At 64.8% G+C, this 15,667-nt stretch carries 15 protein-coding genes; 7 read left to right on the top strand and 8 right to left on the bottom strand.

Annotated features, from left to right (window positions below; genetic code table 11):
* Positions 1 to 33: 33 nt before the first annotated feature.
* The 4 genes from QA645_RS09190 to QA645_RS09205 form a co-directional block, all read right to left on the bottom strand.
* The gene (locus QA645_RS09190) at positions 34 to 885 is read right to left on the bottom strand and encodes a carbohydrate ABC transporter permease (protein WP_254133844.1); all 852 of its coding nucleotides are present in this window, start codon (positions 883 to 885) and stop codon (positions 34 to 36) included.
* A complete protein-coding gene (locus QA645_RS09195) occupies positions 882 to 1,754 on the bottom strand; it encodes a sugar ABC transporter permease (RefSeq protein WP_283049728.1) in 873 nt (290 codons plus the stop codon). Before QA645_RS09195 ends, QA645_RS09190 begins: the two co-directional genes overlap by 4 nt.
* Positions 1,755 to 1,852: 98 nt before the next feature.
* Positions 1,853 to 3,238 (bottom strand): ABC transporter substrate-binding protein, encoded by a 1,386-nt coding sequence (locus tag QA645_RS09200; RefSeq protein ID WP_254133842.1) that lies wholly within the window; start codon positions 3,236 to 3,238, stop codon positions 1,853 to 1,855.
* Positions 3,239 to 3,433: 195 nt separating this feature from the next.
* On the bottom strand, positions 3,434 to 5,323 hold the full coding sequence (locus QA645_RS09205; protein ID WP_283053144.1) for an AsmA family protein: 1,890 nt from the start codon (positions 5,321 to 5,323) through the stop codon (positions 3,434 to 3,436).
* A gap of 274 nt (positions 5,324 to 5,597) precedes the next feature.
* Between QA645_RS09205 and QA645_RS09210 the strand changes: the two genes are divergently transcribed.
* The 3 genes from QA645_RS09210 to QA645_RS09220 are packed head-to-tail and all read left to right on the top strand — an operon-like array spanning position 5,598 to position 7,623.
* The gene (locus QA645_RS09210; RefSeq protein WP_283049730.1) at positions 5,598 to 6,299 is read left to right on the top strand and encodes a CoA transferase subunit A; all 702 of its coding nucleotides are present in this window, start codon (positions 5,598 to 5,600) and stop codon (positions 6,297 to 6,299) included.
* Positions 6,300 to 6,316: 17 nt separating this feature from the next.
* Positions 6,317 to 6,967 (top strand): CoA transferase subunit B, encoded by a 651-nt coding sequence (locus QA645_RS09215; RefSeq protein WP_212298191.1) that lies wholly within the window; start codon positions 6,317 to 6,319, stop codon positions 6,965 to 6,967.
* Between the two features lie 20 nt (positions 6,968 to 6,987).
* Positions 6,988 to 7,623, top strand: coding sequence for a GNAT family N-acetyltransferase (locus tag QA645_RS09220; protein ID WP_283049733.1), 636 nt, complete (start codon positions 6,988 to 6,990; stop codon positions 7,621 to 7,623).
* Between the two features lie 26 nt (positions 7,624 to 7,649).
* Here the strand turns inward: QA645_RS09220 and QA645_RS09225 are convergent, their stop codons facing one another.
* Positions 7,650 to 8,525: an SUMF1/EgtB/PvdO family nonheme iron enzyme gene (locus QA645_RS09225; RefSeq protein ID WP_283049735.1), complete on the bottom strand. Its 876-nt coding sequence runs from the start codon at positions 8,523 to 8,525 to the stop codon at positions 7,650 to 7,652.
* Positions 8,526 to 8,577: 52 nt separating this feature from the next.
* On the bottom strand, positions 8,578 to 9,675 hold the full coding sequence (nirK, locus tag QA645_RS09230; protein WP_283049738.1) for a copper-containing nitrite reductase: 1,098 nt from the start codon (positions 9,673 to 9,675) through the stop codon (positions 8,578 to 8,580).
* Positions 9,676 to 9,926: 251 nt separating this feature from the next.
* Here nirK and hemN point away from each other — a divergent pair, with 251 nt between their 5' ends.
* Positions 9,927 to 11,279 (top strand): oxygen-independent coproporphyrinogen III oxidase, encoded by a 1,353-nt coding sequence (gene hemN, locus QA645_RS09235; RefSeq protein ID WP_283049739.1) that lies wholly within the window; start codon positions 9,927 to 9,929, stop codon positions 11,277 to 11,279.
* Between the two features lie 73 nt (positions 11,280 to 11,352).
* Entirely contained in the window at positions 11,353 to 11,550 is a 198-nt protein-coding gene (locus QA645_RS09240; RefSeq protein WP_234680425.1) for a DUF1858 domain-containing protein, read from the top strand.
* Positions 11,551 to 11,636: 86 nt separating this feature from the next.
* On the opposite strand, the gene QA645_RS09245 is transcribed toward QA645_RS09240, so the two are convergent.
* The gene (locus QA645_RS09245) at positions 11,637 to 12,347 is read right to left on the bottom strand and encodes a Crp/Fnr family transcriptional regulator (RefSeq protein ID WP_283049743.1); all 711 of its coding nucleotides are present in this window, start codon (positions 12,345 to 12,347) and stop codon (positions 11,637 to 11,639) included.
* Between the two features lie 128 nt (positions 12,348 to 12,475).
* Here QA645_RS09245 and QA645_RS09250 point away from each other — a divergent pair, with 128 nt between their 5' ends.
* Positions 12,476 to 13,687 carry an NnrS family protein gene (locus tag QA645_RS09250; protein WP_283049745.1) on the top strand — a complete coding sequence of 404 codons (1,212 nt, stop codon included), beginning with the start codon at positions 12,476 to 12,478 and terminating at the stop codon, positions 13,685 to 13,687.
* A 1-nt stretch (position 13,688) separates the two neighbouring features.
* Here QA645_RS09250 and QA645_RS09255 read toward each other — a convergent pair whose 3' ends face one another.
* Entirely contained in the window at positions 13,689 to 14,705 is a 1,017-nt protein-coding gene (locus tag QA645_RS09255; protein ID WP_283049747.1) for an AraC family transcriptional regulator, read from the bottom strand.
* A 201-nt stretch (positions 14,706 to 14,906) separates the two neighbouring features.
* On the opposite strand from QA645_RS09255, the gene QA645_RS09260 reads away from it, so the two are divergent.
* The gene (locus QA645_RS09260; protein WP_254133832.1) at positions 14,907 to 15,527 is read left to right on the top strand and encodes a response regulator; all 621 of its coding nucleotides are present in this window, start codon (positions 14,907 to 14,909) and stop codon (positions 15,525 to 15,527) included.
* The last annotated feature ends 140 nt before the right edge of the window (positions 15,528 to 15,667 follow it).

Below are 15,667 nucleotides of genomic sequence, written 5' to 3' on the forward strand. Positions count from 1 at the left end.
CATCCCTCCCCGGGTGCAGCGCGCAGCCGAAGTTCAGGACTTCACGGCGCCCGCTGTCAGCCCGCCCACCATGTAGCGGCGGAAGGCGTAGTAGACCGCGGCCGGCGGCAGCGCGTAGATGAAGCCGGTGGTCATCAGCAGCTCCCAGGGCGAATCGTCGGCGGCGAGGAAGTTGCCGAGCGCGACGGGAAGCGTGATCTCGCGATCGTTCGAGAGCAGCAGGAACGCGTAGAGATATTCGTTCCAGGCCAGCAGCACCGCATAGGTGCCGATCGCGACCAGTGAAGGCATCATCAGCGGCAGATAGACCAGGCGGAAGATCTGCAGCGTGGTGGCGCCGTCCATCACCGCGGCTTCATCCAGCTCGACCGGCAGCTTGTCGGAGGCCTGCTTGAGCACCCAGATCGCGTAAGGACTGGCGATCGTCACCATCGCCAGGATCAGCGCCCAGTGATTGTTGAGCAGGCCGTAATTGCCCATGGTGCGGTACATCGGCACCGCGAGGAACGCCGCAGGGATGAAATAGGTGAACAGCGCGAGGTTCAGCACCATGCGCCCGCCCGGCACCTTCAGCCGCGAGATCGAGAACGCTGCGGCCGTGGCGATGAACAGCGTCAGCGCGCCGACCGCAGCTGCGATCAACGTCGAATTCCAGAACTGGACGTAGAAGTCGCGCAGGAAGTAGTGCTGCTGCTTGAACACGATCTCGAAGTTGTGCAGCGTCGGATGGTCCGGCCACAGCTTGCCCGAGAACGCGTCCTCCTTCGGAGAGATCGCGAACAGGAACATGTGGTAGATCGGGATCATCGTCCACAGGAAGACGGGAATGCCGATCAGCAGCAGCCGCGCTTCCGTCGCGACGTCACGGAGAGAGGGAAGCTTCATCGCGACAACCGTTTCATCATGAAATACACGAGCGGCAGGACGAACGGCATCGCGCAGACGATGGAGGCCATCGCGAGTGAGAGCTGGTCGAGCCGGAGATAGCGGATACCGAGCGTCGACAGCACGTGCGTGAGGTCGGCCGGGCCGCCGCCGGTGAGCAGATAGACGCTGTTGAAGTCACCGAGCGTCCAGATCATCGAGAGCAGCGTGCAGGTGACATAGAGCGTCTGCATCGACGGCCAGGTGATGAAGCGGAATTTCTGCCACCAACTGGCGCCGTCGACTTCGGCGGCCTCGAACAGATCGTGCGAGATCGCGAGGCGCCCGGTGATCAGGATCAGCGTCCAGAACGGCAGCGACTTCCAGATGTGGACGCCGATCGCCATGCTCAGCGCCACGGTCGGGTCGTTCAGCCAGTTCGGGCCGTCATCGCCGGTGAAGGAGAAGATGAGGTGGTTGATCACGCCCCATTCGGGGTTGAGCATGAAGCGCACCGACAGGATGGTCGGGATCGACGGCACCGCCCAGGGCAGGATGAAGATCACCGAGAGCCATTTGATCCAGGTGCGCTGCATGGCAAAGAAGCCGGACAGGAACAGCGCGATCAGCATCTTGATGTTGATGCCGATGACCAGGAAGATCAGCGTGTTGACCGCAGCGCGCGCGAAGATCGGGTCGTTATAGAGCGCGACATAATTCGACGGGGCCCGCGCCAGCCACAGCCCGTAGCAGACGGGATAGACGACGAAGGCGAGGAAAACGAGCAGATAGGGCGCGAGCAGCACGATGCCCCAGACCTGCGCCGGGGTCAGCCGCTGCGACAGGGGTGGGGCGGGGATCGACTGATCGCCAGAGAGCGTGATCGCCATTCTTCAGGACTCTTTGAAAGGACTTCCGGCCGCACGAGGCGGCCGGTGTTAGCGTTTTGCCTCTCCCCGCGCTAGCGGGGAGAGGAAGAAAGAGAAACTCAGCCTGCAACCTGCTTGATGCGGGCGATCATCTCGTCGACGGCCTTGTCGACCGGGACCTTCTCGCTGACAACCCGGTTCATCGCCTTGGCCCAGATGTTCTCGTTGTTGAGAATCGTGAACTTCCAGTTCTTGGTGAAGTCGAACGGCGCGGTACCGCCGGTGAACTGATTATAGACCGCCTTGCGATGCTTGTCGGCCTGCCAGAACGGGCTGGCCTGGCTTTCCTTCGTCACCGGGAACCAGCGGCCGAGCGCACCCTCGATATAGGGGCGGACATTGTCTTCCTGGAGCAGGAAGCTGATGAACTGCTTGGCCTCGGGCTTGTTCTTGGCCGCGGTGAAGATCAGTCCGGTCTTGACGTCGGAGCGGTAGCGGATGGTCGAACCATCCGGCGCCTTCGGGAAGGACGCCGTGACGATGTCCTGCTCATAGGCCTTCTTGCCGGCGTCGCGCTGCTCTTGCGTGAGCGCCTGGTTCTGCGAATCCTCGAACCACTTCGCCGCGATCGAGATCGTGAAGTTGTGGGTCATCACGATGGTCTTGTTGTGGAAGGCGACGTTGTTGTCCGGATCCTTCCAGGTCGTGGAGGAGGGCGGGGTGCAGCCCTTGATGTAGGTGTCGGTGTAGTCCTTCAGCGCGCTGATCAGGTTCTCGCGCACCTTGGGATCGTCGACCAGCAGCTTGCCGTCGTCGTCGACCAGCTTGACGTGATAGGCGTCCATGAAGGTGTAGAAGGACTGGAAGGCGTCGGTGGATTCCACGCCCATCGGCTGGCCGACACCGTAGATGCGCTGACCGGTGGCCTTGCGAATCGCCGGCTGCACCTTGTCGCACCAGAACGTCCAGTAGCCTGCCCAGTCGGTCGGGATGTCGGCGACCTTGAAGCCGGCCTTCTCGAGCATGTCGCTCCAGATCTCGACATGCATGCTCTGCTGCTTCAGCGGGAAGCCGTAATAGGCCTTCTTCTTGGTGACGTCGTTATAGAGGATCGAGGCGTCCAGCGTGTTCTGCACGAACCGGTCCTTGATCGGCTCCATGACGTCGGTCAGGTCCTCGAGCTTGCCCTCATAGGCCCACTTGCCCTGCGCCTGCACGTCATAGGAATCGGAATAGGCGACATCGGGCACGGTGCCGGCGTCGAGTGCGGCGACCGTCTTCGGAATCATGTCCTGGATCGCGTACTGCGACAATTCGACCTTGATGCCGGTCTTGGCTTCGAACTTCTTGATCGTCTCGAGCAGCGCGTCGTCTTCGGAGCGATAGAAGCCCTTGCCCCACCAGACCGTAATCGTCTTTTGCTGCGCAAATGCGGGTGCAGCGGCTGCAAACAGCCCGGCCGCAGCGACCGCCAGTGATACTGCGCCAATAACCTTGGATTTCACGTTTTTCTCCCTCAAGCCGCCGGTGTTTTAACCGGTCGGATAAAACACTAGCCCATGGCCGCTATCCGATCTAGCGGCATGTTGTCAGACCTAGGTCGAGGGGTATCAGGCTAAAGGAGATGCTTAACGCGGGCATCGATGCGATCGCCGCATCAATTCGCCCCGATCAATTCGCTGATGTCGCGGACGCCGTCCTCAGTTGGACTTCGCGCTCTCTTTGGCGTTCTCGGCCGTCGGCGATCCCTCCGGCGCCTGTCGCTTTCCGCCGGTGATGCGCTGCTTCAGGAGATCGAGGAAAGGAGACGCCGCAGGCGACTGGCGGATCAGGGCCTCGGGATCGGGAAAGATCAGCGGATCGTCCCACGGGCCCTGCACCATGAAGGGCAGTTGAAAGCCGGACGTTGTGTTGAGGCTCGCCACACCCTTCATGTCGTATTCGCGCGTCGGCACCGATGCGGTGCCGGTCAGCGTGATCTTCGCCGAAGGTCCCTCGATGCGGATGTCTTCGGCGGTGGCGATCCCGTCGGCGAATTTCACGGCGATCGTGAGATTGTCGAAGGGCGTCGAGCCGTTGCGGAAATTGCCGCCGCCGGACAGCGGGCGGCGCTCCAGCCGTTTCAAGAGCTGCTCGGCGTTGAAGCCCGCGATCGCGCCGTCATGCCCGGTCACGGTGGCGGTGCCGTCGAGCGACTGCACCAGGCCGAACGGGCTGGAGCCGGAAGCGAGGAGCGACACGTTGATATTGCCGCGGCCGGACAGCTTGTTCAGGCCGAACAGTTCGGAGGCGCAGGCCTGGAGATCGACGTCGGTGAACTGGAATTGTGCCTTGATGTCGGCGACGCTGTCGGAGCGCGAGATGCCGAACGAGCCCTTGGCGATGCCGCCATAAACCTGCGCCTCGCCGACCGAGAGCGCCAGCGTGCCGTTGCGCAAATTCGCGCCGATCGCGGTGCGGCCGAGTTTGGTCGGGCCGACGGTCAGCCTGGCTGCCGACAGGCGCATGTCGAGGTCGGTGCTGGAAAGCCCGTTGAGATCGAACAGCTGCCTGTTCCAGTCGCGCGCGCCGCTCGCGAGCAGGCGGAAGGTGGAGATATAAGGCGTGAAGTCGAGCGCGTCGGCGGCGAGCGTCGCCTGCAGCGTCTGCCGGCCGTTATTGGCGTAGGTCATCACGCCCTCGGCGGCATTGCCGTCGAGCTCGACATTGACGTTGGTCAGCGCGATCGAGGCGCCGACGACATTGGCGCGCGCCTTCAGCGCGAAGCGACCGAAGCCGCCGCTGCCGGGCTGCGGCTGGCCGGCCCAGCGCAGCGCGTTGCGCAAGGACGGGCTGTCGATGGTGAGCGTGCCCTCCATCATCGGGCTGGTGCGGTTGGCGACGCTGCCGTCGAAGGCGAGCTTGAGCGGCGCGCTTGCGATCCGCGCCTTCAGGCCCGAGCGGTCGCCCGAAAGTGCCGCGACGAAATCGGCAAAGCTGATCGACCCGTCGACGCGCTCGCCGCGCCAGTCGAACTGCCCGGTCGCGGCAAAGGAGCGGGAGATCGAGGGCCAGGCCAGCGACAGATCGATGTCCTCGAACTTCTCGGTGGCTTGCGTGGCGACGTCCTCGTAGTTGAGCACGCCGTCCTGGATCCTGATCTCTGAGAACGAGACCTGGCTGTCGGCGCCGGGCTTCATCGTCCGGGCGATGGTCTGGATGAAGGGGGTCCAGTTGCTCTCGCCGTCCGGCTTCAGGCTGACATGGATGTGCGGCCGCAGCAGCGTCAGGTCGGCGATCTCGAACCGTTGCAGCAATAGCGGCAGGAGCCTGAGATTGGCGGTGAGCACGTCGACATGGAGCGCAGGGTCGGCGGTGCCGCCGCCCTTGAGGCCGACGTCATGGAAGGAGATGTAGCTCGCCGGCAGCACGGAAATGTCGATGTTGCCGGCTACGCTGAGCTCGAGCCCGGTGACGTCGCGAATCTGCGCTTCCACCGCCTTGCGCAACGCGTCGCGGTTGATGAGCCAGGAGGTCGCGATCAGGGCGATCAGCGCGACGCCGAGCAGCGCCGCGATCGGCGTCCCGAGGCGCTTCATTCCTTGGGCCATGGTCAATGGCATGTCCTGATCGGGTTGGTCGCTGGAGCCAAAAGGGCGGGGCGGGAAACCTGCGCGCCCCCACGCCCAACCCCCGCAACTTGATGGGTTTTCTTGTCGCTTTCAAGGCCGCGGACGGGTCTGCCCACGGCGTGGGCAGCTTCTACCACCGGCTCTCGGAACGGAGAACCCCGTATCATTGACGGCTTCGGACGATTTCGCCTAATAATCGCCGCCAATAAGGGCGCGACGCCTGCCGGCCGCAGCTTCAGTCGAGGGTTTTTGCATGAACAAGGTCTATCCCGACGCCAAGTCGGCTCTTGAGGGCGTTCTCAAGGACAACATGATGATCATGTCGGGCGGCTTCGGCCTCTGCGGCATCGCCGAGTCGCTGTCGGATGCGATCCGCGACTCCGGCGTCAAGGGTCTGACGGTTGTCTCGAACAATGCCGGCGTCGACGGCATCGGGCTCAGCCGCCTCCTCGAGACCCGCCAGATCAAGAAGATGATCTCGTCCTATGTCGGCGAGAACAAGCTGTTCGCCCAGCAATTCCTCGCCGGCGAGTTGGAACTCGAATTCAACCCGCAGGGCACCCTGGCCGAGCGCATTCGCGCCGGCGGCGCCGGCATCCCGGCCTTCTACACCAAGACCGGCGTCGGCACGCTGATCGCCGAAGGCAAGGAAGTGAAGGAGTTCGACGGCGAGAAATATCTGATGGAGCGCGGTCTGTTCGCCGACCTCGCCATCGTGCACGCCTGGAAGGGCGACACCGCCGGCAACCTGATCTACCGCAAGACCGCGCGCAACTTTAACCCGATGATGGCGACCGCCGCCAAGATCACGGTGGCCGAGGTCGAGCATCTGGTTCCCGCCGGTGAACTCAATCCCGACCACATCCATACGCCCGGCATCTTCGTGAAGCGCATCGTCGAGGTCGGCACGGCCCAGAAGCGCATCGAATTCCGCAACACCCGCCCGCGCAACTAAGAACACTGGAGAGTCACATGGCCTGGACCCGTGAACAGATGGCTGCGCGCGCCGCGAAGGAATTGCGTGACGGCTATTACGTCAATCTCGGCATCGGCATCCCGACGTTGGTCTCGAACTACATCCCCGATGGCGTCGACGTCAGCCTCCAGAGCGAGAACGGCATGCTCGGCATGGGCCCGTTCCCCTATGAGGGCGAAGAGGACGCCGATCTGATCAACGCCGGCAAGCAGACCGTGAGCGAGCTGCCGTCGACCTCGTATTTCTCGAGCGCGGATTCCTTCGGCATGATCCGCGGCGGCCATATGGATCTGTCGATCCTCGGCGCCATGCAGGTCGCCCAGAACGGCGATCTCGCCAACTGGATGATCCCCGGCAAGATGGTCAAGGGCATGGGCGGCGCGATGGACCTCGTCGCCGGCGTCAAGCGCGTCGTCGTGGTGATGGAGCATTCCGCCAAGGACGGCGCCAAGCTCCTGAAGAAGTGCAATCTGCCGCTGACCGGCGAGCGCGTGGTCGACATGGTCGTCACCGATCTCGCCGTCTTCACCATCGACAAGCACGGCGACGGCGGCATGGCGCTGATCGAGCTCGCCGACGGCGTCACGCTCGACGAGGTCAAGGCCAAGACCGAAGCCGAATTCCGCGTCGCGCTGAAGAACACGTAAGGTCGTCGCAAGGGGCGCGCATGACGATACGGTCTGCGCGTCCCGAAGACGCCGATTTCATCGCAGGAATCATCCTGTCATCGATGCGCGGCTACCGGTCGCGCGGCTGGTTCGACGTCGCGCTCGGCTGGCCCGAATCCCAATGCCTCGATTTCATCGCGCGCGTGACGACGGCACGCACGGTGTCGATGTGGCACGTCTCGCAGTTCCTGGTTGCTGAGATCGACGGGAAGCCGGTCGCGGCGCTCTGCGCCGTGCCTGCGGCGAACACCGGGCTCTCGGCCTGGCGCGCGGTCGAGGAAGTCGGTTTTGCGACCGGGCTTTCGGCTTCAGAGCTGGATGCCATCCGCCAACGCGCCGCCTACACGCGGGCCTGCTGGGTGCAGGGCGGCGAAGGCGATTGGATGATCGAGCATGTCGCAACCGATCCCGCCTATCGCGGCCGCGGCCTGGTGCAGGCGCTCATCGCCCATGCGCTGGAGAAGGGGCGGGCGGCCGGCTTTGCCCGCGCGACGATCTCGTTCCTGATCGGCAACGAGCCCGCCGAGCGCGCCTATGCCAAGGCCGGCTTTGTCCTGGCGGAAGAGAAACGAGATCCCGCCTTCGAGGCGATCATCGGCGCGCCGGGCTTTCGGATGTTTGCGCGCGCGATTTGATCGCGCAGCGCCGACGGCGTGTGTGGTTACGACCTCGCCCACACCTTGCCCCACCGGGCCGACACGCTCGCCACCCACGACCGCTCCTCGCGCACGAGGCGGAAGCCGAGATTGGCGGGCGGCACGCCTTGGGCGCAGCCGCCGGCGCGAGCGTCGCGGATGAAGTCCGTGACATAGGCGCGGTGCGCGCCTTCGGCGACGCGCACGCCGCAATTCACCGTCGGGCGGCCGGCATTGCCTGAAGCGTCGACGCGCGAGCGCACGAAGCAGGTCGAGGTCCACTCCCAGACATTGCCGGCGAGATCGGACACGCCGCGCTCGTTCAGGCCGAACTTGCCGAATGGATAGGCCGTGGTGTCGGACAGGTCGCGTTCGGATTCGCGCTCATAGCGGCTGATCCAGCGCTTTGCGGGATCGTCCGCGTCGACCGGCGCGCCATCGTCCTTGAATCGGGAGCCTGCCGCGAAAGCCCATTCCGCATCGCTCGGCAGGCGATAGTGATGGCCGGTCCTGCGCGACAGCCAGCTGGCATAGGCCTGTGCATCGTGCCAGCTCACCTGCACCGCGGGGCGGTCGGGCGCGATCGTCACGCCGCGATCGAGCGCGTGGCACTCGCCGTCACGCACGCAAAGCTGGTAGTCCGCGGAGGAGACCTGCTCGCGCATGATGTGAAGCGGCCGCGTGAACTGCAGTGTGCGCAGCGGCGCCTCGGCCTGTTGCCCGGCGCGCGTGAAGTCGCCGGCCTCGCGATAGGCGAAGCTGCCCGCCACGATCTCGACGATCACAGGCTCGCCCTGCGTGCCGCGCGTCGACATCTCGGAGACCAGCGGCGCAACGGCCAGCGGTCCTGCGAACCCGGCGGCACAGGCGAGGAGTAATTTGAGCTTGAATGCAATCAGCATGACTTTCCCCCGAAAGAAGAAGGGGCCGGCGATGGCCGGCCCCTTGTCGCGTCTAGTTGGTATTGGGAGCCGGTATCTCAGCAGGCGCCTTCACCTGGGTCATCAGATCGTCGTTCCACTTGCCTTCGACCTTGAAGTGCGCGGTGGCGCCGAGGTCGGCGGCCTCGATCAGGTTATGCGTGACATAGGCATAGATGCCGGGCTGCAGGAACTTGTACATCGCCGCTCCCGCCGAGCCGCCGCGGATGAACCAGGTCTCGAGCCCGGTCTCCGGCGGGTTGGAGAATTTGCCGGTCTCCCAGACATAGTCGCCATGGCCGCCGATCAGATGCGGACGGCTGTCGCGATTGGCTTGCGAATGCACGATCAGCACGTTCTCGCCGACCTTGGCCGTCAGCGCGTTCTTGCCGGTGAGCGCGCCGACCTTGCCGTTGAACACGACGTGCGAGGGGATCAGCTTCTTCATCACCTCCTCGGTGTCGGTGAAGGCTTCGCCCGGCGAGTCGTAGGACTTGAAATTGCCCTTCTCGTCGCGCGGCACGTACATGTCCTGCTCACCGACATAATAGACCTTGTCGTATTTCAGCGCGTGGCCCTTGCCGTCGTTCAGCCCGTCGCGCGGCAGCACCATCACGGCGCCGTTCATGCCGGAGACGACATGCCAGGGGATCATCGGGCCGCCCGGGGCGCAGTGATAGACGAACACGCCGGTCCGCGTCGCCTTCCAGCGCAGCACGACCTGCTCGCCGGGATTGACCAGCGTGAGCTCGGCGCCGCCGAGCGCGCCGGTCGCGGAGTGGAAGTCGATGTTGTGCGGCATGGTGTTGGTCGCGGGATTGACCAGCGTCAGCTCGACATAGTCGCCTTCATGCACGACCATCAGCGGGCCCGGCATCGAGCCGTTGAAGGTCATGGCCTGGAAGGTCGTGCCCTTGTCGTCGATGACCACCTTCTTCTCCTCGATGGTCATCCTGAATTCCATGATCTTGGGCGCTTGCGTCGTCGCCTGCTCGTGCGCGTGCACGAAGGGCGGGGCGACCAGCTCGACCTTCTGTCGTGGCAGCTTGAGATCGCTGGCAGCGAAGGCGGGTGTCGCGAGCATCAGGGCGGTCGCGGCGGCGCCGATCAATGCGGCTCTGCGGGTGAACATCGCTAGGCATCCTTCATGTGAAAGGGTTTTGATGACGGATGCAGTGTGCGCCTGTTGCGGCAAGAGTGTTTGCGCTGCGACAAGCTTTTGCCGGATTCGCCTCCGGTGAATTCCTTAAGAGGTTTTCCGGTGTGCGGCACAGTGCTCGGACTTTGAGCGAGCGCAAGGTCGCGGGTTTGAAAGCGGGTAATCCAGTGCCATTCGCAGCTTGCCGTATCCGCAGGCGGCATCAATCGACGAATGGGTAAGATATGAGGACTGATCTCGCAGCTAGCTACGGCGAAGAGAGACTGCCGCGCTACACGAGCTATCCGACAGCGCCGCACTTCTCGCCGGCGGTTGGTGCCGACGCCTACGCACGCTGGCTGTCCGAGCTGCCCGCGGGCGCCAGCGCATCGCTTTATCTGCACGTGCCGTTCTGTCGCGAGATGTGCTGGTATTGCGGCTGCCATACCCAGATCGTTCGCCGCGACGGGCTGATCGCTGCCTATCAGCGGACGCTGCGCAGCGAAATCTCAGGGGTCGCCGATCCCATCGGGCGCCGCATCAAGGTCGAGCACATCCATTTCGGTGGCGGTACGCCGACGATCATGGCGCCGGAGGCCTTTGCGGAGTTGATGGCGGCGATGCGCCAGGCGTTCTTCGTGCTGCCCTCGGCCGAGATCGCGGTCGAGATCGATCCGCGCACGCTGACATCGGAGATGGTGGAGGCCATGCGGCTCTCCGGCGTCAACCGCGCGAGCCTCGGCGTGCAGAGTTTCGATCCGGTCGTGCAGCGCGCGATCAACCGGGTGCAGAGCTTTGAGCAGACGGCCTCCGTCGTCGACATGCTCCAGCGCGCCGGCATCAGGGGGATCAATTTCGACCTGATCTACGGCCTGCCGCACCAGACGATCGCATCGTGCCTGGACACGGTGCGGCGCTCGCTCGAACTGGCGCCGGCCCGCTTTTCGGTGTTCGGCTACGCGCATGTGCCCGATTTCAAGAAGCACCAGCGCATGATCAATGAGGAGCATCTGCCGGACGGCCTCGCGCGCCACGACCAGGCTTGCGCCATCGCCAACGCGCTGAAGGAGGCCGGCTATGTGCAGATCGGGCTCGATCATTTCGCGCGTCCCGATGACGCCATGGCGGTGGCTTTCGAGCAGGGGGCGCTGCGGCGCAATTTCCAGGGTTACACCACCGACCAGAGCGAGGTGCTGCTCGGCTTTGGCGCCAGCGCGATCGGACATCTGCCGCAGGGCTATGTCCAGAACGCGGTGCAGATCGGTGCCTATGCGCAACGCATTGCGGATGGCCGCCTCGCCACCGCGAAAGGCTATGGGCTCACCGATGACGACCGGCTGCGTGCCGACATCATCGAGCGCATCATGTGCGAGTTCGGCGCCGATCTCGGCGACATCTGCGCGCGCCATGGCGCGAAGCCGGAGGCGATGCTGCAATCCGCGTCGCGGCTGAAGCCGCTGATCTCGGATGGCGTCGTCAGGCTCGACGGCGATCGCCTCGCGGTCGCGAGCGACTCGCGCTTCCTGGTCCGCAGCGTGGCCGCCGCGTTCGATGCGCATCTCGATCCGGGCAAGCAGTTGCACAGCCGGGCGGTGTAGTCGCCGCCAGCTTGCGCTTCAGCAAAGAAGCGCAGCTCCGCTCCGCTATCGTCTTTTCGGAACGGAGTTGTCCATGCCCTTCCGATCCGACGATCTGGTCGATGACATCATGCGTGCGGCCCCGCACACGATCCGCGTGTTCCTCGCCTTCAGGATGGCCTGTGTCGGCTGTCCGATCGCAACCTTCCACACCGTGGACGATGCCTGCCGCGAGCACGGCATCGACCGCGACAAGTTTCTCGCCGCGCTGAGCGAATGCGTGCCGGCATGAGGCGAATTGGAGTCTGCGCGGGGGCGCGCAGCCTCCCGGGTGAGGGCGAGCTTTCGCCGTAAGCGGAGGCGCCCTCACCCCTATCGTCAGCCCGCACCACTGTCCGGGCTGCGTTCTGCCAGCACGACGATCCGGTGCGGATCGCGCAGGATAATACGCTGGCGGCCGCTCTCGACCAGGCCCTGGCTCTCCCAGCCGCTGAGGATGCGGCTCACCGTGTGCAGCGTGGTGCCGGTCATCTGCGCGATGTCCTGGCGGCTGATCGGGAAATCGATCTCGATGCCGTGATCGAGCTTCTTGCCGGATTGGCTGGCGAGCCGCAGCAGCGCATGCGCGACGCGCTGCTCGACCTGCTGGGTCGACATTTCCAGGATGCGGGTGTGGCTCTCCTGCAGCCGCTTGCCGACGGTCTGCATCGTGTTGGCGGCAAGCGCCGGAAACCGCTCGATCAGCCGCGGCCAGGCCGAATTCGGCCAGATCAGCGCGACGCTGTCGTCGACCGCCATCGCCGTTGCCGGATACTGTGCGGCGCCGATCGCCATCGCCAGTCCGAAGGTTTCACCGGGCGCGACATAGCGCACCACGATCTGCTCGCCGGTCGGCGTGGTCTTGGCCGCGCGGACATGCCCATGCAGCAGCAGGAAGAAGGATTGCGCATCCGCGCCCTGCTCGAAGATGGCGGTGTTTTTGGGATAGCGCACCGATCGGGCCTCGCGCAGGATCTCCTCGAGGTCTTCCGGCTTGACGCCGGCAAACAGCGGCAAATGCGCAACCAGCGATGTGTCGACCTTGGCCATACTGCCTCCTTGGCATCAGGGAGTGTGATGGCACCTGCAATCGTCGGGGTGTTTGCGATAGCGCAAAACGGACCGGCCGGACGGCAGTATTTTTCCAGCCGACGATCCGAATTCACAGGAGTTGCCCCATGGCTGGCGCCCGATCCCGTAACTTTCAGGGCTGGCCGCTGTTTGCGAACAGCTTTCGGCCCTTTTTCCTGCTCGCCGCGATCCAGGCCGGGCTGTCGATCCTGGTCTGGCTGCCGATGTTCTATGGCGAGCTGTCGGTGACGTCGGCCTTTGCGCCGCGGGACTGGCACGTCCACGAGATGCTCTACGGCTTCCTGCCGGCTGTGATCACCGGGTTCCTGTTCACGGCGATCCCGAACTGGACTGGGCGGCTGCCGATCCAGGGCACGTCGCTGGGCGTGCTGCTGGTGGTCTGGCTTGCCGGGCGCGGGGCGGTGGTTCTGTCCGCCGAGATCGGCTGGGCATTCGCGCTCGCCGTCGACGCGGCCTTCCTGGCGCTGGTCGTTGCGGCCGCAACGCGCGAGATCATCGCCGGCGGCAACTGGCGCAATCTGCCCGTCGTGGTGCTCGTGCTGGTGCTGCTATCAGGCAATGTCGCCTTCCATCTCGAAGCGCATTACGAGGGCGCGGCCGATGTCAGCATCCGCGTCGGTATCGGCGTGGTCGTGCTGCTGATCTCGCTGATCGGCGGCCGCATCATCCCGAGCTTCACCCGCAACTGGCTGGTCAAGTTCAACCCCGGCCGCCTGCCGGTGCCGTTCGGGCGGTTTGACGGCGTGGTGGTCGGGTTGAGTGCGCTGACGCTCATCGCCTGGATCGTGGCGCCGCTGAATGCGATCACCGCTGTCGCGATGGCATTTGTCGGCTTGCTGCATCTGGTGCGGCTCGCGCGCTGGGCCGGCGATCGCACCACGCGCGAGCGGTTGCTGCTGATCCTGCATGTCGGCTACGCCTTCGTGCCGCTCGGCTTCCTCCTGAACGCCTTGGCTGGTTTCGGCGCGCTGCCGCCGAGTGCCGGCATTCACGCCTGGATGACGGGCGCCGCCGGAGTGATGACGCTCGCGGTGATGACGCGCGCGAGCCTTGGCCATACCGGGCAGGCGCTGACGGCATCACTGGCGACGCAAGCCATCTATGTTGCGATCATCGTCGCGGCGTTGGCGCGGGTTACTGCCGTGATGCTGCCAGCGCATGGCGATGTGCTGCTGCACATTGCCGCCTGCGGCTGGATCGTCGCGTTCCTCGGCTTTGCCGCCGCGTTCGGACCGCTGCTTGCCGGCAGCCCCCGGCGTGCACTCGCCATCATGGGCGTGCCGGCCCCGGCACGCTGAGTCAGGCTGCGTTCGCCGTCGGCGGCCGTACGCCCTTGCGCCAGTCGGTGATGGTGCAGCCGAAGCGGCCGCGGAACCAGCGCGCCATCGCGCTCTGCGCCGAGAAGCCGAGCTGTGCGGCGATATCCGCCAGCGGCCGGCCGGGGTCCTCGATCAGCTGGATCACGAGATCGGCGCGCTGCGCATCCAGGATCGCCGAGAAGCTGGTGCCGGCTTCGGCGAGGTGCCGGTGAATGGTGCGGCGGGTGCAGGCAAGATGCTCGGCCACGCGTTCGACCGTGCAGTCGCCGCTCGCGAGCAGGCTGCGCACGACCTCGTCGACTTTCTGCTCCCAGCTCGCCGGCCGGGTCTCGATCGCTTCGATCCGCTTGCGCAGATAGCTTGCGATCAGGGGATGCGCGCTCGGGATCCGCCGCTCCATGTCGTGCGTCGACAACTGGATCGAGTCCTCCTCCGCGTTGAAGATCACGCGGCAGCCATAGAAGTCGCGGTAGCGCTTGCGGTCGTGCGGCGGCGGGTAGTGCAGGTGCACCTCCTGCGGCCGCCAGTCACTTCCGAACAGCGACTGGATGATGCGATGGACGCTGCCCAGCGCCATGTCGATCGACTGGCGCGGGGCCGTCGGTTGCCGGCCGCGCAGATGCAATGTGACGGTCACGGTCTGCTTGTCCCTGACGACGTCGAGCTTCATGCCGTCGTGATGAACATGGATGAAGCGGGAGAATGCTTCGATCGCCTCGCCGACGGTCGCCTGTTCGCGCACGATCAGGCCAACCGCGCCGAAATTGGTCAGGCCGCCGCGCTCGGCGAGCCGCAAGCCGAAATCTTCGGCACCGGAGGCTTCTGCCGACAATTCGAGCAAGCGACGTAAGGCCGGGACCGCGATGGGCGTATCGGGCTTGTCGAGAACGGTCAGCGGCAGTCTGACCTTGCGCATCATCTGCCTGGGGTCGAGCCCGACCGACCGGGCGACCTCCGGGTAACAACTCAAGCCTGCGCTGCGAATGAGGTCGGTCATGCGACCCGTTCCTGTCAGCCATTCCCGCAGATGTCCCGAAATGTAAAGTTTCTGTCCCGATCCGTCAAATCCGGGAACAGGGCGGAACATACATAAGGGAAAGCGAAGCACCGGCGTGAATGCCGTGCTCATGACGGCGGGGCGCGATGGGGCCCCCGGCCGTCTCAAATCATTTGACCAAGACATTACTGGATCGGGATTATGCCGGGAAACATGCTTTCCAAGGGTGAGGTATTCGTCATTGAAACCGACGCCGCCTCCCGCGAACAATTGTCCAACGCGCTCCAGCAGAGTGCTTATGACGTGATCTGCTTCGCCGACGGCGCGTCGCTGCTGTCGGAAGCCAAGGCGCGGATGCCGGCCTGCGTGTTGCTGGAGATGCCGCCGGATCGCTCCGCGCTCGAGGTGCTCAAGCGCCTGCGCGAGGAAAACTGCATGGCGCCGGTCCTGGTGACCTCGGCGAACGGCAGCATCGCCATGGCGGTCGACGCGATCAAGAGCGGTGCGGCCGACTTTATCGAGAAGCCGTTTCGCACCCGCGATGTCGTCGACCGGATCGATGCCGCGATCGACGAGTCGGCCCAGCCGGATTCGACCAGGCACCGCTGGCTGCCCAGTTGCGAACCCCTGACCGCGCGCGAGAACGACGTGCTGGTGCATCTTGCCGCCGGTCTGACCAACAAGGAGGTCGCCCGTCGCATGCATCTGAGCGCACGCACGGTCGAAGGCTATCGTGCCAGCATTTTGAAGAAGGCCGGCGCCCGCAACGTGACCGATTTGCTCCGCCGCATCTTCGGCCAGGGTTCGCCGAGCCAAGCCTGAACAAGCCAGCCTGAACAATCCAAGCCTGAACAATCCAAGCCTGAACGAGCCGGCCTGAACTCGGCTTCTGAGTCCCGGTTGTGCCGCGGCGCGGTGACGCGTTCCGCGGCCATGGTGCTGCCGCAGCCGCGCCCAACGGA

This window comes from Bradyrhizobium sp. CIAT3101 (assembly GCF_029714945.1).
Lineage (GTDB): Bacteria > Pseudomonadota > Alphaproteobacteria > Rhizobiales > Xanthobacteraceae > Bradyrhizobium.